Source organism: Aquitalea sp. LB_tupeE, assembly GCF_013391415.1.
In the GTDB taxonomy this organism is placed as follows: Bacteria; Pseudomonadota; Gammaproteobacteria; order Burkholderiales; family Chromobacteriaceae; genus Aquitalea.
In genome coordinates this window covers 1-25,266 of the sequence record NZ_JACAXB010000019.1, presented here as the reverse complement: position 1 = coordinate 25,266, position 25,266 = coordinate 1, and the positions used below count along the sequence as shown (strand labels likewise).

Here is a 25,266-nt window from a genome sequence, read left to right as displayed (position 1 = left end):
CCTGCTTTATCATGGGGCGGCGTCGCCTGACACCGCTCATACCGAACGCAATACCGCCAGTGGCGAGGTGCGTGTCACCCGGCCCACCAGGGGCCACCCCGCCAGCATCACCACCAGCATGCCACAGCCCATGCCCAATGGCAGCAAACTGGCATTGATGTTCCACGGCAGGTTGAACAGCTTGCTGGCGGCAATACCGCCAACGCCCATCGCCCCCAGTGCCGCCAGCAGGCCGGTGAAAGCCCCCAGCCAGGCCAGCTCGGTCAGAATCACCGCGCGAACCTGACGGTCCGACGCACCGAGTGCCCGCATCAGGGCAATATCAAACAGGCGCTCGTCGCGCGTGGCGGCCAGTGCCGCCCACAACACCAGCACACCAGCTGCCAGCGCCAGCACAAACATGGCCTCGATGGCGCGGGTCAGCTTGTCTACCATGGCACGCACTTCAGCCAGAATAGCGCTGACATCAATGATGGTGATATTGGGGAAGGCCGCAACCAGCCGGTTGGCAAAGTCTTCCTGAGCGGCATCCAGATGGAAGCTGCTGATCCAGCTGGCTGGCTGTTGCTGCAACAAGGACGGCGGGGCCAGCACGAAGAAATTCACCCGGAAACTATCCCAGGCCACGCTGCGCAGGCTGGTCACTTTGGCACGATAAGTGCTGCCGCCGATATCAAAGGCCAGGGTATCCCCCAGACGGATGCCCAGCGTCCGGGCCAGGCCCTGCTCTACGGAAAACTGCGGCTTCGCTTTTGCCTGCCACCATTGCCCGGCCACCAAGTGGTTGCCTTCCGGCAGCGCATCGCGCCAGGACAGATTGAATTCCCGTTCGGCCAGCCGCCTGGCCTGCTCATCCTGCAGCGCAGAAGGTCGTACCGGCTTTTCGTTGATGGCCAGCAGACGACCACGAATCATCGGCGACAATTCCGGCGGTGGCAGACCCGCTGCAGCAAACTGCTGTTGCAGCCCGGCACGCTGGCCTTGCTGGATATTGATGACAAACTTGTTGGGCGCATCCGTAGGCACACTTTGTTGCCAGGCGGTAATCAGGTCGTCACGCACCACAGTCAGGGTGAGCAAGGCCATGATGCCCACCGCCAATGCCACGATCTGCACGATGGCCAGCCAGGGACGGCGCGCCAGGTTCGCCACCCCGTAACGCCAACCTACCTGCCGCCCTGCCGGCAAGCGACGCAACAAGGACAGCATGCCCCAGGCCAGCAGCCCGACCCCGGCAAAAAATGCCAGCATGCCGCCCAGCAACCAGGCGGCCAGTGCCAGATCATCCATCTGCCATGCTGCCAGCAGCAGCAACACCAGCACGGCCAGCAAGGGGGCCACCAGACTGCTGCGCAGCAGCGGAACATCATTGCGCAGCACGGCCAGCGGCGGTACCTGACGAATCGCCAGCAGTGGCGGTAAGGCGAGGCCCGCCAGTAACAGCAGCGATGCCGCAGGCCCCAGCAACCAGCTTTGCCAGCCAGGGTTGGGTAGCACCTCGCCGACAAAACGGCTGCTCAGCTGCATCAGCCCCAGCTGCACGGCAAAGCCTGCCAGCGCACCGAGCACGCCACTGAGCAAGCCCAATAACAGGAACAGGCAGACAAACAGGCCCAGCACCTCGGATGAAGTCAGCCCCATGCAACGCAAAACCGCCACCGACTGCCAGTGCCGCGCCAGATAACGTCGCACGGCCAGGGCCACCGCAGCGGCAGACAAGGCGACAGTCAGCATGGCAGTGAGGCCCAGGAAGCGGCGGGCCCGTTCCAGCGCAGTGCGGATTTCCGGCCGCGCTTCTTCCACGTTTTCCAACCGGCTGCCCGGCGGTAAGCGTGCCGCCAGCCATTGCCGCAGGTCGCTGATTTGCCGGTCATCCCCGGCCAGCATCAGCCGCCAGCGCGCACGGCTGCCTTCCTGAATCAGCCCGGTGGCGGCCAGGTCGGCGCTATTGAACATCAGTCGTGGCACAAAATTGTACAAATCCATAGCGCCGTCCGGCTCGCGCAGGATTTCACCATCCAGTTGCAAGGAGATATTGCCGACATTGATATGCTCACCCAACTTCACTCCCAGCTTGCGCAGCAGACGCGCATCGGCCCATACCATGCCGGCTGCCGGATGCAGGCGGCCCGTCTGCAACTGGCCGTCCACCCGGCGCACGGTGACTTCACCGCGCAGGGGGTAGCTGTTGCTGACTGCCTTGTAGGTGGCCAGCGTGGCCTGCCCCTGGGCAAACACCATGGAAGGGAAGCTGATGTTATCGGTCACTTGCAAGCCGCGGCGTTGTGCCTCCTGACGGATGGCGACCGGTGCCGGCTGATTGCCGTTGAGCACCAGGTCAGCTGCCAGCAGCTGGGTGGCCTGGGTGGTGAGCGCCCGCGCCACCCGGTCGGAAAAGAAGCTGACACTGGTGAGCGCCGTCACCGCCACCAATAGCGCCAGCGCCAGTATGCTCAGTTCGCCGGAAACGATTTCGCGCCGCACAAAGCGGGCGGCCAGCAACAAGCGGCTCCACCAGCTCATGCGCGTGCTCCGTTCAGACGGCCATCCACCAGACGGTAGATGGCATCGCAGCGGCTGGCCAGTTCATTGTCGTGAGTCACCAGCACCAGCGAGGTATGCTGTTCGCTATTGAGCTGGAACAAGAGGTCGATGATCTGGCGGCCGGTAGCGGCATCCAGATTCCCGGTCGGCTCATCGGCAAACAGGATGCCCGGATGGATGGCAAACGCCCGCGCCAGCGCCACGCGTTGCTGCTCGCCCCCGGACAGATGCTTGGGATAATGACGCAGCCGGTGTGCCAGGCCGACATGGCCCAGCATCTGGCTGGCGGTATCACGGGCATCTTTGCGCCCGGCCAGTTCCAGCGGCAGCATCACGTTTTCCAGTGCCGTCAGTTGCGGCATCAACTGGAAATTCTGGAACACGAACCCCACCTTGTCCCTGCGCAGCAGAGCACGGCCATCCTCGCTCAGGCCGGACAGTGACTGACCAAACAGGGAGACTTCGCCCTGGCTGGGCTGGTCCAGTCCGGCCAGCAAGGACAGCAAGGTGGATTTGCCAGAACCGGAGGCGCCGACAATGGCTACGCTCTCCCCTGGTTGTACGCTCAGGCTGGCTGCGTGCAGGATGTCCAGCGGTGCCCCGTTGAAAACAACTTGTTTGGCCAGATCCCGCGCCGACAATACCGCCTTGTCATGTATTGGAGTCATATGCTTTCTGCAAAATTGAAGCTGTGGTGCACGCTGTGCATCAGCCTGCTGGCCTTGCCGGTCAGCGCCGCCACCATTCTGGTGATGGGCGACAGCCTGTCGGCCGGTTACGGCCTGACACCGGGGCAAGGCTGGGTCAGCCTGTTACAACAGGATCTGGAGCCAAAGCACCGGATTATCAATGCCAGCATCTCAGGCGAAACCAGCGACGGGGGCCTCGCGCGGCTGCCCGATGCCCTGCGCCGTCACAAGCCCGACATCGTGGTGCTGGAACTGGGTGCCAACGATGGCCTGCGTGGCTTGCCGCTGAACCGCATGGAAAACAACCTGCAGCAGATGGTAGACCTGTCGCGCAAGGCGGCAGCCCGGGTGGTGCTGGTGGGCATGGCCTTGCCAAGCAACTATGGCCCGCAATACACCACAGAGTTCCGCGCGGTGTACGACCGTGTTGCCAAGCGCAACCAGCTGGCCTACGTTCCGCTGCTGGTGGCAGGCTTTGCCACTGACATCAGCAAATTCCAGCCGGACGGGCTACATCCGGTGGCCAGCGTACAAGCTACCATGATGCACACCGTCAAGGCCAAGCTGCCGTTGAAATAAGGCCTCAGGAGGAATGGGAGAACCCCTGCAGCACAGGGGTGGCCAGCTCGCTGGCCATGCAGATGCGATTGCGGCCGCGATGCTTGGCAGCATAGAGCGCCATGTCAGCCTGCTGCAGGCTGTGATTGACCGGGTGGCCTGGCTCACAGGCCACCACACCGGCAGAGATGGTTTGTTGCCAGGAGGCCGGTAGCGCATCCCAGCGCGAGGTCGACAGTTGCTGGCGAATGGCATCCAGCACCGCGGCCAATGCAGCTGCAGACTGCCGGGGGGCCAGCACGACAAACTCTTCACCGCCATAGCGGTACAATTGCATGTCTTCTGGCAGTAATTCGCATACTTTGTGCACCAGCTGCTCCAGAACCGCATCGCCAGCCTGATGACCAAAGGTATCGTTCACCTGTTTGAAGTGGTCCAGGTCCAGAATAGACAAGGACCAGCCCTGGCCGTTTTCCAGACTGTCAGCAGCATATTGATCCAGTTGGCGACGCAATGCCCGCTGATTGAAACAGCCAGTCAGGGCATCACACTCCAGCAGACGTTCTCCCTCGGCCAGTGCAGTTTGCAGTGCCAGACGATTCTGTTCCAGGCTTTCGCGTTTCATGCTGGCTTGCACATGCATCTCCACCAGCTGTTCCATCATGCTTTGATTGGCATGCTTGAGTTGCACCGTCTCGAACAGGGTCTGGCGGAAACCACGTACAAAACGCCATTGCGACAGCAGGTACAACACCACCCCCAGCAGTGCCACCAGCTCCAGCCGCTGTCCGTCATTGAGCAAGGAAAACACCGGGAAGGCCCAGAAGGCGGCAAAAAACAGCACATGAATATCCCGGCAGGCGGCCATCATGATGCACAACAAGGCGAAAATGCCTGACACCCACAGCAATAGCAGCATTTCATAAGGCCGGTCCGGCTGGATGGGTGCCATGAACCAGATACAGCTGCCCCACAGCAGGCTGCTGGCTAACAGGCAATCCCTCACCGCCGGGTAGTACTGATAGACCACCAGCGGATGGGTATCGTGCTGACGAAAGTGACGGACCACCAGAATCAGCCGCCACTCCACCAGCCAGAACAGCGCCATCCAGCACAACATGCGCCATAACGAGGCGTGTCCGTAAGCAATCCAGGCCAACAAGGGGGTACTGCACACGGCAGGGCCAATGGACTGGTAGGCCGCATCGACAAAATAACGGGTCAGGTCGGCCTCTTCACGCCAGTGGGGGCTTTCCTGTTGCAGATACGCCAGCCGTTTCATGCATTCCCCCCGACCAGTTGCCGAGCCAGCGCCTCGGTCAGCACCTGATTGCGCCCTGCGCGTTTGGCGGCATACAGCAAGTCGTCCGCCCGCTTGATCAGCTGTGGCAAATCCAGCCCCGGCTGCCAGTGCAGCAAGCCCATCGACACGGTCACCCCGCGCTTGTCCAGCAAGCCGGACCAATCATGCCGGGCAATCTCCTCCCGGATATTCTCCAGCCGCAGCATGGCAGCCTCAAGGCTCATGCCCTCCAGTAGCAGCATGAATTCCTCGCCGCCATAGCGGCCCAGGCTATCGTTACAGCGCATTTGCGCGCCGACCAGACGACAAACCTGACGCAGCACTTCATCTCCCACCAGATGCCCATAACCGTCGTTGATGGATTTGAAATGGTCCAGGTCCAGCATGGCCAAACAAAAGGGCTTGCCGGCCACCGCTTCCACCAGCAGGTGGTCGGCCTGAATCATGATGGCACGCCGGCTCAACACCCCGGTCAGCGGATCATGTGCCACCAGGGTTTCCACACGCGCCAGTGCGGCATCCAGTTCGCGACCGCGTTGTTCCAGTTGCTGGTTGTACTGGTCCAGTGTGTCTTGCTGAGCCGTCATGTCTTGCAGCAAGCGATTATTCTCTTCGCGTGCAGCGTAGTTTTCCCGCAAATAACGATGCAAGGGCCAGGTCATGGTGATCAGTACTACGGTAAACAACAGCACGGACAAGCCAGCCAGGTGTAGTACCGGGGAGTCCGCCATCCACAGGCGGGGCTGTACTGTCAGCAACATCAGGCCCAGCACCAGCAAGGGCAAGGCACGAATGCCAGTCAGGTAAGCGGCATAAGAAGCAGCAACGGCCGCCAGCCACAGCATCACCACAATCAGGTAGAGCGGGTCGCCATCCGGCACCAGCCACCAGACAGCACTGCCCCACCAGATGGCAGCCAGGGTGGTCATCAGGACAAAACCGTGAAACTGGCGCGGCGACAGTCCAGTATCAGTCGCAGCATTCAGCCAATGCTTGACGCATTGGGCATAAAGGCCCTGCCAGATAATCAGCACGCCCCACCAGAGCAAGACATTGCGCAAGGGCGCGTGCCAGGACATGGCAACCGCCAGCAAGGCCCCGCCCACAGTCGAATAAGGCAATGCGGCGCGAAAGCGCCTGATGATGTGCAACTGGACTGCCGCGTCCTCTCCGGCTGGAGACGTGCTCAAATTAGCCTCCGCTATCTGCTTGGTCTGTTAATAAGATATAGCAGATCACATGAAAAACCCCGCGCGATGGCGGGGTTTCACACAACATGGCAGACCGGCAGTGCCGATCAGCAAGGTCGATTACAGCTGGGCAGCGTTTTCAGCCAGGTAGGAAGCCACGCCCTCGGCGCTCGGCTTCATGCCCTTCTTGCCTTTGTTCCAGCCAGCCGGGCACACTTCACCGTGCTCTTCGGTGAATTGCAGTGCGTCCACCATGCGGATCATTTCATCCACATTGCGGCCCAGCGGCAGGTTGTTGACAACCTGATGCTGTACCACGCCAGCCTTGTCGATCAGGAAGGAACCACGGAAGGCCACACCACCCTCGGCTTCTACATCAAAGGCCTTGCACAGCTCGTGCTGGATGTCAGCCACCAGGGTGTAGCCAACTTCGCCGATGCCACCCTTTTCCACCGGGGTATTGCGCCATGCAGCGTGGGTGAACTGGCTGTCGATGGACACGCCGATCACTTCTACATTGCGAGCCTTGAATTCAGCCAGGCGGTGATCGAAAGCGATCAGCTCGGACGGGCAAACAAAGGTGAAGTCCAGCGGGTAGAAGAACACCACGGCGTATTTACCGGCAGTGGCTTCTTGGAAGGAGTAGTTGTCAACAATCTGACCATCGCCCAGAACGGCGGAGAAGGTTTTTTCACCTGCGAAGAACGGTGCTTGCTTACCAACGAGTACGGCCATGCGGATCTCCTTGTGTTGTTGATGTGGCAGCGTTTGCGGTATCGGGCAATACGAAAACGCTGCGGAATGCGGGAGCTTTATAAATCAGGCGGCAGAGGACGAGCAAATTGTAAATCCATATCGTGTCGATAAAGTTTCACAATAGCCAACTCGCCCAGCTGGCCATCTTTAGCAAATGCGGGCAGCCCGCTTTGGTTTCAAGCCTCGCTTTCCGAACAGCTTATGCCTGCTGACTTGCAGCATGAAAAAACGGACACCTGGGTGTCCGTTCTTGTTTGCTGCCACCGCCATCAGGCTCAGGCGGCCGGTTCGGCTTTCTGGCGCAGACGCAGGTTCAGTTCGCGCAGCTGCTTGTCGTCCACCGCATTCGGGGCATTGGTCAGCAGACACTGGGCGCGCTGGGTCTTGGGGAAGGCAATCACGTCGCGGATGGACTCGGCACCGGCCATCAGGGTCACCAGACGGTCCAGACCAAAGGCCAGGCCACCATGCGGCGGCGCGCCGAACTTCAGGTTGTCCAGCAGGAAGCCGAACTTGTTCTGCTGCTCTTCCGGGGTAATCTTCAGCGCCGCGAATACCTTTTCCTGTACATCGGCACGGTGAATACGCACCGAACCACCGCCGATTTCCCAACCATTCAGCACCATGTCGTAGGCACGCGCCAGGCAAGCACCCGGATCGGTATCCATCAGGTCTTCGTGACCCGGTTTCGGGCTGGTGAACGGATGGTGGCAAGCAGTCCAGCGGTCAGCTTCTTCGTCGTGCTCGAACATCGGGAAGTCCACCACCCACAGCGGACGCCATTCGCGTACGAAGTAACCACCCTTCTCGCCATGCTCGTGGCCAATCTTGATACGCAGCGCGCCAATGGCTTCGTTCACCACCTTGGCCTTGTCGGCACCGAAGAAGATGATGTCGCCGTTGTCAGCACCGGTACGGGCGATGATTTCTTCCAGCGCAGCCACCGACAGGAACTTGACGATCGGGGATTGCAGGCCGCTGGTTTCGTCGTTGGTGATCTTGCTCTTGTCGTTGACCTTGATGTAAGCCAGACCCTTGGCACCATAGATACCGACAAACTGGGTGTATTCGTCGATTTCCTTGCGCGACAGGGCAGCACCACCCGGTACACGCAGGGCCACCACGCGGCCGTTCGGCAGATCAGCGGCACCGCGGAATACCTTGAATTCCTCGGTCTTCATCAGGTCGGTTAGCTCGGTGAACTTGAGCGACACGCGCAGGTCCGGCTTGTCCGAGCCGTAGTAGAACATGGCATCGTTGTAAGTCATGCGCGGGAACTTGCCCAGCTCGACATTCATCACGTCGCGGAAGATTTCCTGCGCCATGTTTTCGGTGATGTCCATGATCTCGTCCTCGTTCAGGAACGAGGTTTCGATATCGATCTGGGTGAATTCGGGCTGACGGTCAGCACGCAGGTCTTCGTCGCGGAAGCACTTGGTGATCTGGTAGTAGCGGTCGAAGCCGGCCACCATCAGCAGCTGCTTGAACAGCTGCGGCGATTGCGGCAGGGCAAAGAACTCGCCCGGATGCACGCGGGACGGCACCAGGTAGTCACGCGCACCTTCCGGTGTGGAGCGGGTCAGCATCGGGGTTTCGATGTCGATGAAGCCCTGCTTGTCCAGATGGTTGCGCACGCCCATGGCCACGCGGTAGCGCAGGCGCAGGTTTTTTTGCATCGGTGCGCGGCGCAGGTCGATCACGCGGTTCAACAGACGTACGTTTTCCGAGATGTTCTCGTCGTCGATCTGGAAGGGCGGGGTGGCGGCGCTATTGAGGATTTCGATTTCCTTGGCCAGGATTTCGATTTCGCCGGAAATCATCTTGCTGTTGGCAGTGCCGGCCGGACGCTCGCGCACGACGCCGGTGATGGCCAGTACGTACTCGTTACGGCTGCTGTCAGCCAGCTTGAAGGCTTCCGGGGTATCCGGGTCAATCACCACCTGTACCAGGCCTTCGCGGTCGCGCAGGTCGATGAAGATCACACCACCGTGGTCGCGGCGACGATGTGCCCAACCTTTCACGGTGACGGTCTGGCCGAGGTATTTCTTGTCAATTAGTCCGCAGTAGTCGGTACGCATCGGGTAACCCTTAGTATTGAATTCTGTATTGGTCATGCTGAATCAAATGAGCATCTGCCGGACAAGGCCGGCAGACGGCTTAAGCTTGCTGGTTTTTGTTGCTGCCCTGGGCATCCGGTGCCGGTGCGGGGACGACCACACCCATGGAAATCACGTACTTGAGGGCATCATCCACACTCATGGCCAATTCGCGCGTGTCGCGCTTGGGCACCATGATGAAATAGCCGGAAGTCGGGTTCGGTGTGGTCGGTACATAAACGCTGACATGTTCTTCCTCACCCATTTGCGCCACCACCTGGGGTGCCGGCGAACCGGTCTGGAAAGCCACTGTCCAGCTATCCTGGTGCGGCCAGCGCACCAGCAGGGCTTTTTTGAAGGCCTGGCCGGAATCAGACAGCAGCGTATCGCTCACCTGCTTGACGCTGCTGTAGATGGACTTGACGAAGGGCGTGCGCGACATCAGGCCATGCCAGAAGTCCACCAGTCTTTGCCCCAGCACATTGGCCGCCAGCATGCCGGTGCCCAATAGCATCAGGAAGGCAAACACTACACCCAGGCCAGGAATGCTGAAACCGAACAGCTGCTCGGGCTGCCATTCATGCGGCAGCAGGTTCAGCGTCTGGTCCAAAGAGCCGATGATCAGGCTCAGCACCCACAGGGTAATGCCCAGCGGCAGCCAGATCAGCAGGCCGGCAACCAGATAGCCCCGTACGGTCATTTTGATGTGTGTCATGGAGGCTTAAGCGCACCCGCCGCCGCAAGAACCGTTACCACAGCTATGACCACCACCGGAGCTGCCGTTCTTGAAATCGGTTTCATACCAGCCAGAACCCTTCAGCTGGAAGCCGGCAGCAGACAGCTGCTTGTGGTAGTCGGCACTGCCACAAGCCGGGCACTGGGCGATCGGATCGTCGCTCATCTTCTGCAAATGTTCCTTGGCTGCGCCACAGGCGGTGCAGCGGTATTCGTAGATCGGCATATTCCTTGCTCCAACCACTATCTAAATGGCATAAATGGCATATTCTTGCTACAGTGCAACATAAATTTGCTACGGTGCACAATAAAGTGGGCCATGTGACTTATGATGCAAAATGCGGTCAAGGTCAGGCAAATGCAAGTCGCCAGCCCGCAAACGGATGATTATATCCGACTGACGCCGCAATACAAAAATGCTGTTTTTCACGCACTCGCAATATCGCGCTGCCAGGATGCATCAAACCCGTCATCCACCCGCCAAACCCAAGAGGATTCCATGGACAGCATTCGCAACATCATCAGTGGCAAAAAAGGCCTGATTGTCGGCATCGCCAACGAAAACAGCATTGCTTATGGCTGCGCCAGCGTGCTGCGTGAACTGGGTGCCGAAGTGGCCGTCACCTACCTCAACGCCAAGGCGGAAAAGTATGTCCGCCCGCTGGCCGAAAAACTGGAAGCTCCACTGGTACTGCCGCTGGACGTGGAACAGCCCAGCCAGATGCAACAGGTATTTGCCGATATCGAACAACACTGGGGCAAGCTGGACTTTGTCATCCACTCCATTGCCTTTTGCCCGATGGAAGACCTGCATGGCCGCGTGGTGGATTGCTCGCTAGCCGGGTTCCAGCAGGCCATGCACGTTTCCTGCTATTCATTCGTGGAAATGGCACGCCATGCCGAACCGCTGATGAAAGACGGTGGCACGCTGATCACCATGAGCTACTACGGCGCGGACAAAGTGGTGGAAAACTACAACATGATGGGCCCGGTGAAGGCGGCGCTGGAGAGCGTATCGCGGTACATGGCCAGCGAACTGGGCCCCAAGGGCATACGTGTGCATGCCGTATCGCCCGGCCCGCTCAAGACCCGCGCGGCATCCGGCATTGCCCATTTCGATCAACTGATCGACGACGCCATTGCCCGCGCCCCGCAAAACAAGCTGGTGGACATCGAAGACGTGGGCATGACCTGCGCCTTCCTGATTTCCAATGCTGCCCGCAGCCTGACCGGCCAAACCATCTATGTCGATGGCGGCCACCACATCATGGCCTGATGACAGCACGGCCGGCGCGAGCCGGCCCCCTCCCCTTTAGCGTTCGCGACCCGGAGACTATCCATGACCCGCGATGACAAAGCATTTGACGACATCCTGCAACAAGCCACCGCACAAGGCCCGCTGCCCATGGCCGTGGCCCACCCCTGCAGCCGTGAAGCCCTGCTGGGTGCGGTAGAGGCCGCGGATCACGGCATTGCCACCCCCATCCTGATTGGCCCGCGCAGCAAAATGCTGAAGCTGGCGGAAGAGCTGGATGTGGACATCAGCCGCTTTGAACTCATTGACACTCCGCACAGCCATGCCTCGGCCGAACAAGCGGTGAAGCTGGTGCGCGATGGCTATGCCGACATCCTGATGAAGGGCAGCCTGCATACCGACGAATTCATGAGCGAAGTACTGGCGCGCGACACCGGCATCCGCACCGACCGCCGCATCAGCCACGTGTTCATCATGAAAGTGGAAAGCTATCCGCGCTACCTGTTCATTACCGACGCTGCCATCAGCATCGAACCGGACCTGATGACCAAGCGCGACATCTGCCAGAACGCCATCGACCTCACCCATGCACTGGGTATTGCCCGCCCCAAGGTGGCCATTCTGGCGGCAGTGGAAACCATCAACCCGGCCATGCGCGCCACGCTGGATGCCGCCGCGCTGTGCAAAATGGCCGATCGCGGCCAGATTACAGGCGCAGTGCTGGATGGCCCGCTGGCTTTTGACAATGCCATCTCGCATGAAGCGGCCGACACCAAGGGCATTGTCTCCCCGGTGGCGGGTGATCCGGACATCCTGCTGGTGCCGGAGCTGGAGTCCGGCAATATGCTAGCCAAACAGCTGACCTACCTGGCAGCAGCGGCATCTGCCGGCATCGTGATGGGTGCGCGCGTGCCGATTGTGCTGACCAGCCGCGCCGAAGACGCCACCGGCCGCCTGGCCTCTGCCGCTGTCGCCAATGTACTGGCACACCGTCGCCGTGGAGCCAACCTGTGATCAAGGCCCTGATTGCTGTCAATGCCGGTTCTTCCACGCTCAAGTTCCGCGCCTACGCCATGGAAGGCGGCGCGTTGCTGATGCGCGGCCTGATCGACCACTTCGGCCAGCCGCATACCAGCCTCAGCCTGCACGACACCCTGCATCAGCAACTGGAAGAGCGCGAGCTGGGCGATGACAGCCGCGAAGCTGCCGTGGCCGCCATGATCAACACCCTGGCCGATCACGGCATTGCCGTCACCGCCGTGGTGCACCGCGTGGTACACGGCGGCAGTCGTTTCCATCAGATCACCCGGCTGGATGAAGCTGTCTGTCAGGCGCTGGATGACTATGTCCCGCTGGCCCCGCTACACCAGCCGGTCAGCCTGCAAGTGATTGAAGCCTTCCGCACCGTGGATGCCGGGCTCGTACAACTGGCCTGCTTTGATACCGCCTTCCATGCCACTCAGCCGGAAGTCGCCACCCGCTTTGGCATTGCCCGGCACTGGCATGAGGAAGGCGTGCGGCGTTACGGCTTTCATGGCTTGTCCTATGCCTCCATCAGCCGCCGCCTGCCGGAACTGAACCTGGCCGAGTGTAAAGTGGTGGTGTGCCATCTGGGCAGCGGCAGCAGTGCCTGCGCCATCGAGCACGGACAAAGTGTGGCCTCCAGCATGGGTTTTTCTGCGGTGGACGGACTGATGATGGGAACGCGCCCCGGCTATCTGGACCCGGAAGTGGTGCTGTACTGGATGGAGCATGAAGGCATGGGGGTGCGCGAGGTGCGGCGCGAGCTGTACAAGAACTCCGGCCTGCTGGGTGTGTCCGGCGGACTGTCGGCCGATATGCGCGAACTGCTGGCCAACAAGCTGCCCGCTGCGCGTGAAGCAGTAGAGCTGTACTGCTACCGCATCGTACGGGAAATTGCTTCGCTGGCCGCCGCCATGAAGGGGCTGGATGCCATCATCTTCACTGCGGGCATTGGCGAGCATTCGGCAGAAGTGCGTGGCCGGGTGTTGAGCCAGCTGGGCTGGCTGGGCTTTGCTGTCGACCATGCGGCCAATCTGGCACATGCCCGCCAGCTGACCACGGCAGACAGCCAGCACCACGCTTATGCGCTGGATACCGACGAAGAAGGCGAGATGGCCAGACAGGCGTTTTCCCTGCTAAACCAGTAGAAAATATTGCGTGGCAAAAGCACAACAAGCCGCGCCATGCAGACAAACAAAAAGCCCCGCCAATGCGGGGCTTTTATGCATTTCTTGCAGCGCTGGGCTGGAATCAGGCCATGGCCTTGATCTGAGCGGACAGACGGCTCTTGTGACGAGCTGCCTTGTTCTTGTGGAACACGCCCTTGTCAGCGATACGGTCGATTACTTTGGTGGAAGCGTGGAACACTACCTTAGCAGCAGCCTTGTCACCACCTTCAATTGCCTTAAGCACTTTCTTTACTGCAGTACGGAACGCAGTACGCAGGCTGGCGTTGTGCGCGCGCTGCTTAAGGGCTGTGCGTGCACGCTTGCGAGCTTGTGCGCTGTTAGCCATGAATCTTTCTCCTGATGAGCGGAATCTGAAACCCGCGATTCTAAGCCTTAACAGCAGGTTTTGCAACAATAAACCCGCCAGCGTAAACTAGCCGGCTTGCTCAACCCGCCCTCCCTCTATCAATGAACCTGCTCAAGGCGCTGGCTGCAGTCAGCAGCATGACCATGGTGTCGCGCATTCTCGGCCTGGTCCGCGACACGCTTATCGCCCGCGTATTTGGTGCCGGCATGTCGGCAGATGCCTTCAATGCCGCCTTCAAGATTCCCAATATGTTGCGCCGCCTGTTTGCCGAGGGCGCGTTCTCGCAAGCCTTCGTCCCCATCCTGGGCGAATACAAGAACCAGAAAACCGAAGAAGAAACCCGCGAATTCGTTGCCAAAGTAACCGGCGTGCTCGGTTCGGTGCTACTGCTGGTGACAGCCATCGGCATGCTGGCCGCCCCGGCCATCATGTGGATTTCCGCGCCCGGCTTTTATCGCGAACCGGCCAAGGCCGCGCTGTTTGCCGACATCCTGCGCGTGTCGTTTCCTTATATCTTTTTCATTTCGCTGTCGTCGATGACCGGCAGCATTCTGAATAGCTGGGGCAGGTTCTCGATTCCGGCCTTCACCCCCACCTTTCTGAACCTCAGCTTCATCGTGTTTGCGCTGTTTTTCACCCACAGTTTTCATCCGCCCATCATGGCCATGGCCTGGGCGGTGTTTGTTGGCGGGCTGATCCAGCTGGTTTGGCAACTGCCCTTTCTCAAGCAGATCGGCATGCTTACCATGCCCATCTTCGACTTCAAGGATGCGGCCGTCTGGCGGGTGATCCGCCAGATGGGCCCGGCCATTTTCGGCGTATCGGTGGCGCAGATCTCGCTGTTGATCAACTCCACCTTTGCCTCCTTCCTGCCCACTGGCAGCGTGTCGTGGATGTATTACGCCGACCGGCTGATGGAATTCCCTTCCGGGGTACTGGGCGTGGCACTGGGGACCATCCTGCTGCCCTCGCTGTCCAAGCACGCGGCCAGCAAGTCCGATAGCGAATTCAGCGTGCTGCTGGACTGGGGCATCCGCCTGTCGCTGTTGCTGGCCGTACCCGCCACCGTGGGCCTGGGTTTGCTGTCCGGCCCCTTGCTGTCCACCCTGTTCATGTATGGCCGCTTTACCGCCCACGATGCGCTGATGTCGCAGCAGGCGGTGATTGCCTACTCCTTCGGCCTCTTGGGGCTGATTCTGGTCAAGGTACTGGCACCAGGCTTTTATGCGCGGCAGGACATCAAGACGCCAGTACGCATTGCACTGATCACCCTGTGCTGCACCCAGCTGATGAATCTGGCCTTTGTCTTCCCGCTCAAGCATGCCGGGCTGGCGCTGTCGATTGGCCTGGCTTCCTGCCTGAATGCCGGCCTGCTGCTGTCCACCCTGCTCAAACGCAAAATCTACCAGCCGCAAGCGGGCTGGAGCAGCTTCCTTGGCAAGATGGCACTGGCCATCCTGGCCATGGCCGCCGTATTGCTGGCGCTGCAATGGCTGCTACCCATCCACTGGGACGGCCACGCCTGGCAACGGGTGTGCTGGCTGACGCTGCTGGTGGTGGCCGGGGCCATTACTTACTTTGCCATGCTGTTTGCGCTGGGTTTCCGCCCGCGCCAGTTCATGCGCCGTGAACATTGATCCGTATTGCAAGGAAACACCATGAAACCCCAAGCCATGTCACCGGAACAGTCCCCGCTGGGCAAGACTGTCAGCTATCAGGACCAGTACGACGCCAGCCTGCTGTTTCCCATTCCACGCAAGATGAAACGCGATGAAATCGGTATCAGCGAACAGGCGCTGCCGTTTGCCGGTGTGGATATCTGGACCGGTTTCGAGCTGTCCTGGCTGAATGCACGCGGCAAGCCGCAAGTGGGTATTGCCACTTTCCGTATTCCGGCTGACAGCCCCAACCTGATCGAATCCAAGTCGTTCAAGCTGTATCTGAACAGCTATAACCAGACCCGGATTGCCAGCCTGGCCGAGTTGCAGGCCCAGCTGGCGCTGGACCTGTCCAATGCAGCCGGTGGAGCGGTCTCGGTCAGCGTATTACTGCCGCAGGACTTTGCCGTGGAGCGCATTACCGAACTGGCTGGCGACTACATCGACGAGCAGGACATCGCCGTGGACAACTATGCACCCTGCCCGGACATCCTGCGTGCCGACACCGGCAACATCGTGAGCGAAACCCTGTGCAGCAATCTGCTGAAGTCCAACTGCCTGGTGACCGGCCAGCCGGACTGGGGCAGCGTGCAAATCCGCTATACCGGCCCCAAGCTGGACCGTGAGGCCTTGCTGCGCTACCTGATCGGCTTCCGCCAGCACAATGAATTCCACGAGCAATGCGTGGAGCGCATCTTTACCGACATCCTGCGTGCCTGCGCACCGGAACAGCTGACGGTTTACGCCCGCTACACCCGCCGTGGCGGCCTGGATATCAACCCCTGGCGCAGCAATGCCGAGCAAGCCCCGGAGGATAATATCCGGACGGCACGGCAATAACCCGGACACCACACCAAACAAAAAAGGATGCCACCTGGCATCCTTTTTTCATTTGCTCGCCACTCCTCGTTCAAAACGGTGTCGGCGCGTCGAATTCCATTTCTTCCTGCGTCACCGGGTGGCGCAACACCAGCCGCGACGCGTGCAGCAATAACCGATCGGCCTTGGCCAACACCTCCGGCGGGGCGTAGATGTCATCGCCCAGAATCGGGTGGCCGCTTTCCAGATGCAGCATATGCATGCGCAACTGGTGCGCACGGCCGGTTTGCGGGTCCAGCTCCATGCGCGAGAGCTGACGCGTGGTATCGCGCGACAGTACACGGTAATGGGTAATGGCCTGTTTGCCTTCTACATGGTCGACTTTCTGGCGCGGGCGATTGGGCCAGTCGATGATCAGCGGCAGGTCGATGGTGCCGCTATTGCTTTGGACAATGCCATCCACCACCGCGATATAGCGCTTCTTGACCTTGCGGTCCATGAAGGCGATGGACAGTGCCCGCTGCATGGCCGCACCACGGCCAAACACCACCAGGCCGGAGGTGGCCATGTCCAGCCGGTGTACGGTCAGCGCATCCGGATACACTTTTTGCACCCGGCTGATCAGGCAGTCGTCCTTGCCCTCGCCACGACCCGGCACCGACAGCAGGCCGGAGGGCTTGTCCACCACCAGCAGGCAGTCATCCACGTAAATGACCGACAGGCCGGTATCCGGCGGCGGGGTGTAGTTTTCCAGATTATGGGCTTGGCTCATGGCGGCAACAGGGGAACAGAATAAGTAATGAGCGGCGATTATCTTACCCCCGACGCGGCTTCACAAGCTGTCACCCTGAATTTGCCGGGGAATTGCCACTTGAAATGGCAGCGCAACGCCATCACCCTGTCATGATCAGATCATTCCCCATGCTAGGAGCCGTCATGCCGGAGCGTTTTTACCTCGACCCATACCAAACCACCCTGGAAACCACGGTCATCCGTCATGATGATGCCGGCCTGGTACTGGCAGACACCCTGTGTTACCCGCTGGGCGGCGGCCAGCCCGGCGACACCGCCACGCTGACCCTGGCAGATGGCCGCACGCTGGCCATCTGCGATACCCGCCGCAACCGTGAAACCCGCGAGATTACCCACATCACCGCGGCCGATGCGCCGCGACTGGACGCAGGCAGCCCGGTCACCCTGACACTGGACTGGGCGCGCCGTCATCGTCACATGCGGGTACATACCGGCCTGCATCTGCTGTCGGTGGTGATCAAGGCCGGCGTGACCGGCGGCAATCTGACCGCAGAAGGCGGTCGACTGGATTTTGATTTGCCTGAGGGGATGGAACTGGACAAGGACGAGATCGAGGCTGGCCTGAATGCACTGGTAGCACAGGACCTGGCAGTGAGCATCCAGATGACCAGCGGCGAAGCGCTGAAAGCCCGCCCGGAGCTGATCAAGACCATGTCGGTCACCCCGCCGCTGGAGCTACCGGAAATCCGCCTGATCGAAATCGACGGCGTCGACCTGCAACCCTGTGGCGGTACCCATGTGCGCCGCACCGGCGAAATCGGCCGCCTGCTGGTGAAAAAGATTGAAAGCAAGGGCGCGCGCAACAAGCGGGTGGTGGTGACGCTGGCCGACTGAGGCCTGTTTGCCATCCAGCACAAAGGGGACCCGCAGGTCCCCTTTTGCATTGCCCTTCAACGCCACACAGCAGCTGGCTCAGATATCGGCTTCCACCTCATTACCCTTGGCTTCCATCCAGCTACGGCGGCTGGAGGCCTCGCCCTTGCCCATCAGCATGACAAAGGTGGACAGGGTTTGCGCCATTTCACCCGGACGCACCTGCACCCGCGACAGGCGGCGGGTATCCGGATTCATGGTGGTGTCCTTCAGTTGCTCGGGGTTCATTTCACCCAAGCCTTTGAAGCGGGAAATCCCCCAGCTGCCTTCGCGCACATTCTCGCTGCGCAAACGGTCCAGAATGGCATTCAGTTCACCCTCATCCAGCGCGTAAATCTTGCGCGGCGGGCGGTTCTTGCCCGAGCCCGGCACATCCACACGGAACAGCGGTGGCTGGGCGATGTAGATGTTGCCGTTTTCGATCAGTCGCGGGAAATGGCGGAAGAACAAGGTGAGCAACAGCACCTGGATGTGCGAGCCATCCACGTCGGCATCGGACAGGATGGCAATCTTGCCATAACGCTGGCTGGACAAATCCGGGTGATCATCCGGCCCGTGCGGGTCCACGCCGATGGCAACAGAAATATCGTGGATTTCGGCATTGGAAAACAGCTGATCCTTGTCGGTTTCCCAGCTATTGAGCACCTTGCCGCGCAAAGGCAGGATGGCCTGGTATTCCTTGTCGCGCGCCAGCTTGGCCGAGCCACCGGCCGAGTCACCCTCCACCAGGAACAGCTCGTTGCGCTCCAGATCTTCACTCTCGCAGTCGGTCAACTTGCCCGGCAAGACAGCAACACCCGAGCCTTTTTTCTTTTCCACCTTCTTGACGGATTTCAAACGGGACTGCGCCTGACGGATGGCCAGCTCGGCAATCTTCTTGCCCGCCTCCACATTCTGGTTCAGCCACAGTTCCACCGGGTCGCGCGACAGGCTGGAAATCAGCTTGAGCGCGTCACGGCTGGTGAGCTTGTCCTTGGTCTGCCCCTGGAATTGCGGATCCAGCACACGGGCCGATAGCACAAAGCGCACCCGGCTCCACACATCTTCTGCCATCAGTTTGACGCCGCGCGGCAGCAGGTTGTGGTGATCGATGAAGGTCTTCACCGCATCAAACACCCCGGCGCGCAGGCCTGCCTCATGAGTACCGCCGGAAGGAGTGGGAATCAGGTTGACATAGCTCTCGCCACTGGCCCCGTCCTCGAACCAGGCCATCGCCCACTGCACGCCCTCACCCTTGGCAAACTGCTCGTGATCGTCACCGATATAGGCTTCCGCGGCAAACAACGGCGCAATCGGCTCATCGCCGTTGCACAGCTCGGCCAGATAACTTTTCAGGCCCTGCGGATACTGCCAAACCTTGACCTCATCGCCACTGGGCTTCTCCACGGTAAGCGACACGGCAACGCCCGGCAGCAACACCGCCTTGGCACGTAGCAGGCGCTCCAGCTCCGGCAGCGAATAACGCGGGCTTTCAAAATACTTGCCATCCGGCCATACCCGCACCCGGGTGCCGCTGGTGCGCGGGCCACAGTCGCCAACGCGCGCCAAGGGTTCAATCACGTCACCGCCGGAAAATACCAGCCGGTGCACACCGCCCTCGCGCTTCACCTCTACGTCCAGCCGGGTAGACAGTGCATTGGTCACCGACACGCCTACACCATGCAAACCGCCGGAGAAGGCATAAGCGCCGCCATCTTTCTTGTTGAACTTGCCACCGGCATGCAGGCGGGTGAATACCAGTTCCACCACCGGCACGCCTTCTTGCGGATGCAGGCCGACCGGAATACCGCGGCCATCATCTTCCACCGACAATGAACCATCCTGGTGCACGGTGACGGCAATCTTGCGGGCATAACCGCCCAGCGCCTCGTCCGCCGCGTTATCAATCACTTCCTGACAGATATGGGTGGGGTCGGTGGTGCGGGTATACATACCCGGCCTTTCCTTGACCGGCTCCAGCCCTTTGAGCACCCGTACCGAAGATTCGTCGTACTGTTGAGTCATAAATATATCGTCGCCTGTAGCAGCCCTGTACGCAGGGCCAGCCTGGTGATGTCACCACCCCCGCAGGGATGGCCATGATGCTCAAACGGCAGCCCAGGGCCGCCGCTTGCTTGATGGGTGAGGCAAACCGCCAGGCGGTTCAGTGATCCTGCTGCGGGCCCGGCAGACCCTCAGCCAGCGGTGCCGCCTTTGCCGACTCACGCATGCGCTGTACAAAACCGTCGTAGCTTTCCATCCCCTTGAGGAAACGGGATAGCTCGGTCAGCGCGCGGATATACACGTCGCGCTTGAACTCGATGACAGCATCCACCGGAGCCCAGTAATCATTCCAGCGCCAACCGTCAAATTCCGGATGACTGCTGGCACGCAGGCAGACATCGCAATCGCGCCCCGTCAGCCGCAACAGGAACCAGATTTGCTTCTGCCCCTTGTAGCTGCCACGCCATTCGCGCCGCACCCAGTTGCTGGGCACTTCGTAACGCAGCCAATCGCGGGTTCGCCCCACAATCTTGACATGTTGCGGCAACAGCCCGACCTCCTCCAGAAGCTCGCGGTACATCGCCGCCTCCGGACTTTCGCCCGGCTTGATGCCTCCTTGCGGAAATTGCCAGGAATGTTCGCGTACCCGCTTGCCCCAGAACACCTCATTTTTACCGTTGATGAGGATGATTCCGACATTGGGGCGATATCCGTCCCGGTCCAGCATGAAAAAAACCTGCAATTCGTCTAGTTGACCGAATTTTTGCACATTTCGACAGCTCTTGCCATGCACCTGACACGAGAGCCAAGCGGCGATTCCACCACACTGGCTTTACCAGGGCATGAAATAAATTGACGCTGCAGGGCAAAGGCGTTTAAAAATCCAGCACAACAACTGTTTCACTCCACACGGAAAACCAAGCGACCATGCCCGTCCATTCACCCTTGGCCATACACCTTGCACTGCCTGCGGCAGTGTCGGTGCCGTGCGCCTGGGTCAATCCGACAGCCCTGTCGCTGGGCTTTTTCATCCAGCCATTCACTGCAGTCGGTCACCGCTAGCGTTTTGCCGTTTTACCCGCTCCCAAGGCGGCTCTCGACAAATCAACGCACTAAGGACCCCTTCATGCACACTTCTGCAGAATGGCTGCATCAGTACGGCATTCGTCAGGTCGAATGCCTGTTTTCCGACATTACCGGTACTGCACGCGGCAAGATTCTTCCCAGTAGCAGCGTTGCCAGCGGCAGCGAATTGCGCTTCTCCCAGGTAGGCCTGATGCAAAGCATTACCGGCGACTGCCTGCAAGAACTGGTTCCGGAACTGGACCCGGACATGGTGCTATCCCCCGACTACAGCACACTGCGCCGCCTGCCCTGGTGCCGCGAACCCACCGCCATGCTGATTCACGATTGCCACCACGAAGACGGCAGCCTGGTGGAATTTGCACCGCGCAATGTGCTGCGGCGCGTACTGGCACGCTATCAGCAACTTGGACTGCAACCGGTGGTCGCACCGGAAATGGAGTTCTATCTGTTTGCCCAGCGCCAGGGGCTGGACGATGCCCCGCAAGCCCCGGCCTGCTACGGCAAAGCAGCCGACAGCCTGCGTCAGCCCTATGCGCTGGACCGGCTGCATGACCTGGAAGCCGTACTGGAAGACATCCACCATGGCTGTGAGCTGTTGGGCATAGGAGCCGACACCCTGCTGCAGGAAGTAGGCTGCGGTCAGCTGGAGATCAATCTGCAACATGGTGATGCACTGGCACTGGCCGACCAGGCCTTTCTGTTCAAGCGCATGGTGCGGCAAGCTGCAGCACGCCATGGCCTGGAGGCTTGCTTCATGGCCAAACCGCTGGCCCATGATGCCGGCAGCGCCATGCATATCCATCAGAGCCTGATTCATACCGACAGCCAGCGTAATGCATTCTCGCTGGATAATGGCCAGCCTAGCCCGCGCTTTGCCCACTACATCGGCGGCCTGCAACGCTATCTGCCGGATGCCCTGCTATTGCTCGCCCCTTATGTAAACTCCTATCGCCGCCTGGCTCCATTCACCGCAGCACCCATCAATGTGGAATGGGGTCACGACAACCGCACCTGCGGCCTGCGTGTACCACACAGCGGCCCACAGGCCCGCCGGGTGGAAAACCGCTTGCCGGGCGTGGATGCCAACCCCTACCTGGCCCTGGCCACCACGCTGGCCTGCGGTTTGCTTGGCATGCAACAGGAACAGGAACCCAGCGCGCCGCTCGATTGCAGCGCCTATGGCCGGCCTTATGCTTTTGCCCGCACGCAGCTGGAAGCTATCGAAGGTCTGGCTGGCAATCAGGCACTGGCCGAACTACTGGGTCCTCACTTCGTTGCAAGCTATTGTCAACTCAAGCTGAGCGAATGGCAGGCATTCAACCAGACCGTCACCGCCTGGGAATACCGCCATTTGCTTGCCCAGGTATGAAAGAGGCCAGATGAAACGCGAACACGCACCTCACCTCAGTCAATTTGACGGCCATCACGTCAACTCCTGGTACGCCGCCAGTGCCCCCTTGCGCGAGCGCTACCCGGTACTGGGCGAGGTGGTGCGCTGCGATGTTTGCGTGGTGGGGGCAGGCCTGACCGGACTGTCGGCCGCCCTGACCCTGGCGGAGAAAGGCTTATCGGTGGCCGTACTGGAAGGCGCACTGGTGGGCTTTGGCGCATCCGGACGCAATGGCGGGCAGATCCTGCACGGCTTTGCCGCCCCATTCCGGGCCTTCGAACAGCAATTGGGTACACGCGCCGCCCGGCAATGCTGGGAGGCCTCGCTGGACGGACTGGCGCTGATTGCCAATCGTATTCACCAGCACCAGATTGACTGTGATTTGCGTTGGGGCTTTCTTACCACCGCCAGCAACCGCCACCAGCAACAACAGTTACGCAAGCAACTATCGACACTGCAAAGCTGTGGCTACCACGATGCCCAATGGCTGGAAGGTGAGGCACTGGCCGAGCAGATCAACTCACCGGCCTATACTGCGGCACTGCACGACAGTAGCTGCGGCCACCTGCATCCGCTGAAATATGCCCAGGGGCTGGCACGGGCAGCATCCCGCGCCGGGGTCAGGCTGTTCGAACACAGCCCGGTCAGCTCCATCGACGAGGACAGGCTGGGACTACAAATCGGCACGTCCGGTGGCTGGATACGGGCGGACAAGATGGTCCTGGCCTGCAATGTCGATATTGGCGCCCTGCAACCGCAGTTGCGCCGCAGCATCCTGCCGGTTGAGTCGCACATCCTTGCCACCGCCCCGCTCACGGCCGAACACGCCGCCAGCTTGCTACCCGCAGGCGCTGCCGTTTGCAGCAGTGACAAGCTGCTGGACTACTTCCGCCTGACGCCAGACCACCGCCTGCTATTTGGTGGACGCTCAAGCAGACCCTATGCACAACGACAGGCTCTGATTGCCGATCGGTATGCTCGCATGGTCAGCATTTTCCCCAGCCTCAACAACAGCCAGATCGACTTCGCATGGAGTGGGCATGTCGATATCGGCCCGGCACGCCTGCCCCAAATTGGTCGCCAGGGACAGCGCGTTTATCATGCTCAGGGCTTTGCCGGACATGGACTGGCTTTCACCGGCATTGCCGGACAGATGATTGCCGAAGCCATCGCCGGGGATCTGGGTCGCTTTGACATTTTCAATAAACTGTATGCTCACCCGCTACCGCTACCGGCCTCCATGGAGGAAAGCCTGATCCGGCTTGGCAGCATGTATTACCGCCTGCGTGATGCTCTAGGCTTCTAGACAAAATGTACACTGGGCTTGCGCAAGGACAGCCCTCAGGCAGCTGCATCACCCAAAACAGGCAAACGATGCTAGGATGCCCCGATCAACTGTTTTACGTGTAATTTACATGGCATTTCTACTCCCACGTCCCTCTCCAGAGCGTCTGCCACGCTTTGCACTGACGGCCAGCAATTTTGCTTCCCTGCCATCTGCCGCCGACTTCCGCCAGACACTGCTGAGCAAACTGGATTCAGCGCAACAGCGCATTTATATCGCGGCACTCTATCTGGAACAGGACGAAGCCGGGCAGGAGATACTGGCCGCCATCTTTGCGGCCAAACAACGCAATCCGGCACTGGATGTACGTATTCTGGTCGACTGGCACCGTGCGCAACGCGGACGCATCGGCGAGAGCAATGTCAGCTGCAATGCCGCCTGGTATCGAAAAGAGGCCAGCCTGCATGCTGTTGAGGTACCCATCTATGGTGTCCCCACCCAGACCAGAGAGCTGTTCGGCGTACTGCATCTGAAAGGCTTCATCATTGATGACCTGGTGATATACAGCGGAGCCAGCCTCAACAACGTCTACCTGCACAAGCAGGACAAGTATCGTTTTGATCGTTACCACCTGATTCAAAGCATGGCACTGGCTGACTGTATGGCCAGTTTCATGCTGCAACACATCTGCAATGACGAAGCCGTATTCCGGCTCGACAAACCCGTCCCGGGCACGCGTAGCATTCGCAAGGAAATCCGCGCATTTCGTGGCCGGCTGGAGCAAGCCCACTACCACCTGCCGCGACAGCAGATCAGTCAGCAAGGTATGGGTGTCACACCGATTGTCGGACTGGGCAAGGGCAATCCGCTCAATCGTCTCATCCTGCAATTGATCGGTCATGCCCAGCACCGGCTGGTGATTTGCACACCTTACTTCAACTTCCCCATGGCGGTGCTGCGCGCCATCAACCGTGCCCTACGCCGTGGCGTTGAAGTCACCATCATCGTCGGCGACAAGACTGCCAATGATTTTTTCATTCCCGAGACAGAGCCATTCAAGCTGATTGGTGCCCTGCCCTATCTGTACGAAATGAACCTGCGTCGCTTCGCCAAGCGCCGCCAGGCCCAGATCGAAAACGGCAAACTCAATCTGTGCCTGTGGAAAGATGGCGACAACAGTTACCACCTCAAAGGCATGTGGTGCGATGCACAGCACATTCTGCTGACCGGCAACAACATGAATCCGCGAGCCTTCCGCCTGGATCTGGAAAATGCCTTGCTGATTCATGATCCGGCGCAGCAGCTGCAAGCACAAAGCCATGCTGAACAACAGCATATCCTGCAGCACACCACCCGCATTCATCACTACCGCCAACTGGAAAGTGTGCGCAACTACCCGCTCAAGGTACGCACCATCCTCACCCGGCTAAGCCGGGTACGTATCGATCGCATGCTCAACCTGATGCTGTAAGAAAAACAAATGGCCTGACCAATGCAAAAAGCCACCCGAAGGTGGCTTTTTGCATTGGTTTTATTATTTGCTTCCATCCGGAAGCCGGATATCAGATTCGCTGGATAAGCGCTGCATGCATCGTCCAGGCAGGGAATCACGCACAAAGCACAAAGCCCAGCTCGTGTGAGCTGGGCTTCTAAACGGGAGTCTGGCAGTGTCCT

The 25,266-nt window shown here is 59.9% G+C and carries 22 protein-coding genes; 10 read left to right on the top strand and 12 right to left on the bottom strand.

Going from position 1 to position 25,266, the window contains the following annotated elements:
* Nucleotides 1-36 precede the first annotated feature (36 nt).
* Nucleotides 37-2,523: an ABC transporter permease gene (locus tag HWX34_RS10985; protein ID WP_178972278.1), complete on the bottom strand. Its 2,487-nt coding sequence runs from the start codon at nucleotides 2,521-2,523 to the stop codon at nucleotides 37-39.
* Nucleotides 2,520-3,212: an ABC transporter ATP-binding protein gene (locus HWX34_RS10980; RefSeq protein WP_178972277.1), complete on the bottom strand. Its 693-nt coding sequence runs from the start codon at nucleotides 3,210-3,212 to the stop codon at nucleotides 2,520-2,522. Before HWX34_RS10980 ends, HWX34_RS10985 begins: the two co-directional genes overlap by 4 nt.
* On the opposite strand from HWX34_RS10980, the gene HWX34_RS10975 reads away from it, so the two are divergent.
* Complete coding sequence (locus HWX34_RS10975) at nucleotides 3,213-3,812, top strand: arylesterase (RefSeq protein WP_178972276.1); 600 nt, start codon at nucleotides 3,213-3,215, stop codon at nucleotides 3,810-3,812.
* A 4-nt stretch (nucleotides 3,813-3,816) separates the two neighbouring features.
* Here HWX34_RS10975 and HWX34_RS10970 read toward each other — a convergent pair whose 3' ends face one another.
* From HWX34_RS10970 to HWX34_RS10945, 6 genes are all read right to left on the bottom strand, one after another.
* Nucleotides 3,817-5,073 (bottom strand): GGDEF domain-containing protein, encoded by a 1,257-nt coding sequence (locus tag HWX34_RS10970; RefSeq protein ID WP_178972275.1) that lies wholly within the window; start codon nucleotides 5,071-5,073, stop codon nucleotides 3,817-3,819.
* Entirely contained in the window at nucleotides 5,070-6,284 is a 1,215-nt protein-coding gene (locus tag HWX34_RS10965; RefSeq protein WP_178972274.1) for a diguanylate cyclase, read from the bottom strand. The genes HWX34_RS10970 and HWX34_RS10965 overlap by 4 nt, the downstream gene beginning before the upstream one ends.
* A gap of 120 nt (nucleotides 6,285-6,404) precedes the next feature.
* Nucleotides 6,405-7,019: a peroxiredoxin gene (locus tag HWX34_RS10960; RefSeq protein WP_178972273.1), complete on the bottom strand. Its 615-nt coding sequence runs from the start codon at nucleotides 7,017-7,019 to the stop codon at nucleotides 6,405-6,407.
* Nucleotides 7,020-7,315: 296 nt separating this feature from the next.
* A complete protein-coding gene (aspS, locus tag HWX34_RS10955; protein WP_178972335.1) occupies nucleotides 7,316-9,118 on the bottom strand; it encodes an aspartate--tRNA ligase in 1,803 nt (600 codons plus the stop codon).
* 79 nt (nucleotides 9,119-9,197) lie between these two features.
* A complete protein-coding gene (locus HWX34_RS10950) occupies nucleotides 9,198-9,851 on the bottom strand; it encodes a DUF502 domain-containing protein (protein WP_178972272.1) in 654 nt (217 codons plus the stop codon).
* Between the two features lie 6 nt (nucleotides 9,852-9,857).
* On the bottom strand, nucleotides 9,858-10,097 hold the full coding sequence (locus HWX34_RS10945) for an FmdB family zinc ribbon protein (protein WP_178972271.1): 240 nt from the start codon (nucleotides 10,095-10,097) through the stop codon (nucleotides 9,858-9,860).
* Between the two features lie 273 nt (nucleotides 10,098-10,370).
* Between HWX34_RS10945 and fabI the strand changes: the two genes are divergently transcribed.
* The 3 genes from fabI (at nucleotide 10,371) to HWX34_RS10930 (ending at nucleotide 13,297) form a co-directional block, all read left to right on the top strand.
* Complete coding sequence (gene fabI / locus HWX34_RS10940) at nucleotides 10,371-11,147, top strand: enoyl-ACP reductase FabI (RefSeq protein ID WP_178972270.1); 777 nt, start codon at nucleotides 10,371-10,373, stop codon at nucleotides 11,145-11,147.
* 63 nt (nucleotides 11,148-11,210) lie between these two features.
* Complete coding sequence (locus tag HWX34_RS10935) at nucleotides 11,211-12,140, top strand: phosphate acetyltransferase (protein ID WP_178972269.1); 930 nt, start codon at nucleotides 11,211-11,213, stop codon at nucleotides 12,138-12,140.
* Nucleotides 12,137-13,297 (top strand): acetate/propionate family kinase, encoded by a 1,161-nt coding sequence (locus HWX34_RS10930; protein ID WP_178972268.1) that lies wholly within the window; start codon nucleotides 12,137-12,139, stop codon nucleotides 13,295-13,297. Before HWX34_RS10935 ends, HWX34_RS10930 begins: the two co-directional genes overlap by 4 nt.
* A 103-nt stretch (nucleotides 13,298-13,400) precedes the next feature.
* Here HWX34_RS10930 and rpsT read toward each other — a convergent pair whose 3' ends face one another.
* Nucleotides 13,401-13,664 (bottom strand): 30S ribosomal protein S20, encoded by a 264-nt coding sequence (gene rpsT / locus HWX34_RS10925; RefSeq protein ID WP_045847229.1) that lies wholly within the window; start codon nucleotides 13,662-13,664, stop codon nucleotides 13,401-13,403.
* A gap of 122 nt (nucleotides 13,665-13,786) precedes the next feature.
* On the opposite strand from rpsT, the gene murJ reads away from it, so the two are divergent.
* Together murJ and queF are read left to right on the top strand one after the other, a co-directional pair.
* On the top strand, nucleotides 13,787-15,322 hold the full coding sequence (murJ, locus tag HWX34_RS10920) for a murein biosynthesis integral membrane protein MurJ (RefSeq protein ID WP_178972267.1): 1,536 nt from the start codon (nucleotides 13,787-13,789) through the stop codon (nucleotides 15,320-15,322).
* A gap of 21 nt (nucleotides 15,323-15,343) precedes the next feature.
* Nucleotides 15,344-16,183: an NADPH-dependent 7-cyano-7-deazaguanine reductase QueF gene (gene queF / locus HWX34_RS10915; RefSeq protein ID WP_218645144.1), complete on the top strand. Its 840-nt coding sequence runs from the start codon at nucleotides 15,344-15,346 to the stop codon at nucleotides 16,181-16,183.
* A 70-nt stretch (nucleotides 16,184-16,253) separates the two neighbouring features.
* On the opposite strand, the gene HWX34_RS10910 is transcribed toward queF, so the two are convergent.
* On the bottom strand, nucleotides 16,254-16,934 hold the full coding sequence (locus tag HWX34_RS10910) for a pseudouridine synthase (protein ID WP_178972266.1): 681 nt from the start codon (nucleotides 16,932-16,934) through the stop codon (nucleotides 16,254-16,256).
* Nucleotides 16,935-17,098: 164 nt separating this feature from the next.
* Here HWX34_RS10910 and HWX34_RS10905 point away from each other — a divergent pair, with 164 nt between their 5' ends.
* Nucleotides 17,099-17,809 (top strand): alanyl-tRNA editing protein, encoded by a 711-nt coding sequence (locus HWX34_RS10905; RefSeq protein WP_178972265.1) that lies wholly within the window; start codon nucleotides 17,099-17,101, stop codon nucleotides 17,807-17,809.
* A gap of 78 nt (nucleotides 17,810-17,887) precedes the next feature.
* Here the strand turns inward: HWX34_RS10905 and parE are convergent, their stop codons facing one another.
* Together parE and HWX34_RS10895 are read right to left on the bottom strand one after the other, a co-directional pair.
* Nucleotides 17,888-19,858, bottom strand: a complete 1,971-nt coding sequence (parE, locus tag HWX34_RS10900) for a DNA topoisomerase IV subunit B (protein WP_370459728.1) — start codon at nucleotides 19,856-19,858, stop codon at nucleotides 17,888-17,890.
* Between the two features lie 133 nt (nucleotides 19,859-19,991).
* Complete coding sequence (locus tag HWX34_RS10895) at nucleotides 19,992-20,558, bottom strand: RNA pyrophosphohydrolase (protein WP_255496677.1); 567 nt, start codon at nucleotides 20,556-20,558, stop codon at nucleotides 19,992-19,994.
* Between the two features lie 399 nt (nucleotides 20,559-20,957).
* Here HWX34_RS10895 and HWX34_RS10890 point away from each other — a divergent pair, with 399 nt between their 5' ends.
* The 3 genes from HWX34_RS10890 to pssA all read left to right on the top strand — a co-directional run bounded on the left by HWX34_RS10890 (nucleotide 20,958) and on the right by pssA (nucleotide 25,063).
* Nucleotides 20,958-22,286, top strand: a complete 1,329-nt coding sequence (locus HWX34_RS10890; protein WP_178972263.1) for a glutamine synthetase family protein — start codon at nucleotides 20,958-20,960, stop codon at nucleotides 22,284-22,286.
* A 10-nt stretch (nucleotides 22,287-22,296) separates the two neighbouring features.
* Nucleotides 22,297-23,613 (top strand): FAD-binding oxidoreductase, encoded by a 1,317-nt coding sequence (locus HWX34_RS10885; RefSeq protein ID WP_178972262.1) that lies wholly within the window; start codon nucleotides 22,297-22,299, stop codon nucleotides 23,611-23,613.
* Nucleotides 23,614-23,722: 109 nt separating this feature from the next.
* Nucleotides 23,723-25,063, top strand: a complete 1,341-nt coding sequence (gene pssA, locus HWX34_RS10880; RefSeq protein WP_178972261.1) for a CDP-diacylglycerol--serine O-phosphatidyltransferase — start codon at nucleotides 23,723-23,725, stop codon at nucleotides 25,061-25,063.
* Nucleotides 25,064-25,266 lie beyond the last annotated feature (203 nt).

Coding starts and splice junctions, on each gene's coding strand:
- HWX34_RS10985 (WP_178972278.1), bottom strand. CDS start 2,523: ATGAGCTGGTGGAGCCGCTTGTTGCTGGCCGCCCGCTTTGTGCGGCGC.
- HWX34_RS10980 (WP_178972277.1), bottom strand. CDS start 3,212: ATGACTCCAATACATGACAAGGCGGTATTGTCGGCGCGGGATCTGGCC.
- HWX34_RS10975 (WP_178972276.1), top strand. CDS start 3,213: ATGCTTTCTGCAAAATTGAAGCTGTGGTGCACGCTGTGCATCAGCCTG.
- HWX34_RS10970 (WP_178972275.1), bottom strand. CDS start 5,073: ATGAAACGGCTGGCGTATCTGCAACAGGAAAGCCCCCACTGGCGTGAA.
- HWX34_RS10960 (WP_178972273.1), bottom strand. CDS start 7,019: ATGGCCGTACTCGTTGGTAAGCAAGCACCGTTCTTCGCAGGTGAAAAA.
- aspS (WP_178972335.1), bottom strand. CDS start 9,118: ATGCGTACCGACTACTGCGGACTAATTGACAAGAAATACCTCGGCCAG.
- HWX34_RS10950 (WP_178972272.1), bottom strand. CDS start 9,851: ATGACACACATCAAAATGACCGTACGGGGCTATCTGGTTGCCGGCCTG.
- HWX34_RS10945 (WP_178972271.1), bottom strand. CDS start 10,097: ATGCCGATCTACGAATACCGCTGCACCGCCTGTGGCGCAGCCAAGGAA.
- fabI (WP_178972270.1), top strand. CDS start 10,371: ATGGACAGCATTCGCAACATCATCAGTGGCAAAAAAGGCCTGATTGTC.
- HWX34_RS10935 (WP_178972269.1), top strand. CDS start 11,211: ATGACCCGCGATGACAAAGCATTTGACGACATCCTGCAACAAGCCACC.
- rpsT (WP_045847229.1), bottom strand. CDS start 13,664: ATGGCTAACAGCGCACAAGCTCGCAAGCGTGCACGCACAGCCCTTAAG.
- murJ (WP_178972267.1), top strand. CDS start 13,787: ATGAACCTGCTCAAGGCGCTGGCTGCAGTCAGCAGCATGACCATGGTG.
- queF (WP_218645144.1), top strand. CDS start 15,344: ATGAAACCCCAAGCCATGTCACCGGAACAGTCCCCGCTGGGCAAGACT.
- HWX34_RS10910 (WP_178972266.1), bottom strand. CDS start 16,934: ATGAGCCAAGCCCATAATCTGGAAAACTACACCCCGCCGCCGGATACC.
- HWX34_RS10905 (WP_178972265.1), top strand. CDS start 17,099: ATGCCGGAGCGTTTTTACCTCGACCCATACCAAACCACCCTGGAAACC.
- HWX34_RS10895 (WP_255496677.1), bottom strand. CDS start 20,558: ATGCTGGACCGGGACGGATATCGCCCCAATGTCGGAATCATCCTCATC.
- HWX34_RS10890 (WP_178972263.1), top strand. CDS start 20,958: ATGCACACTTCTGCAGAATGGCTGCATCAGTACGGCATTCGTCAGGTC.
- HWX34_RS10885 (WP_178972262.1), top strand. CDS start 22,297: ATGAAACGCGAACACGCACCTCACCTCAGTCAATTTGACGGCCATCAC.
- pssA (WP_178972261.1), top strand. CDS start 23,723: ATGGCATTTCTACTCCCACGTCCCTCTCCAGAGCGTCTGCCACGCTTT.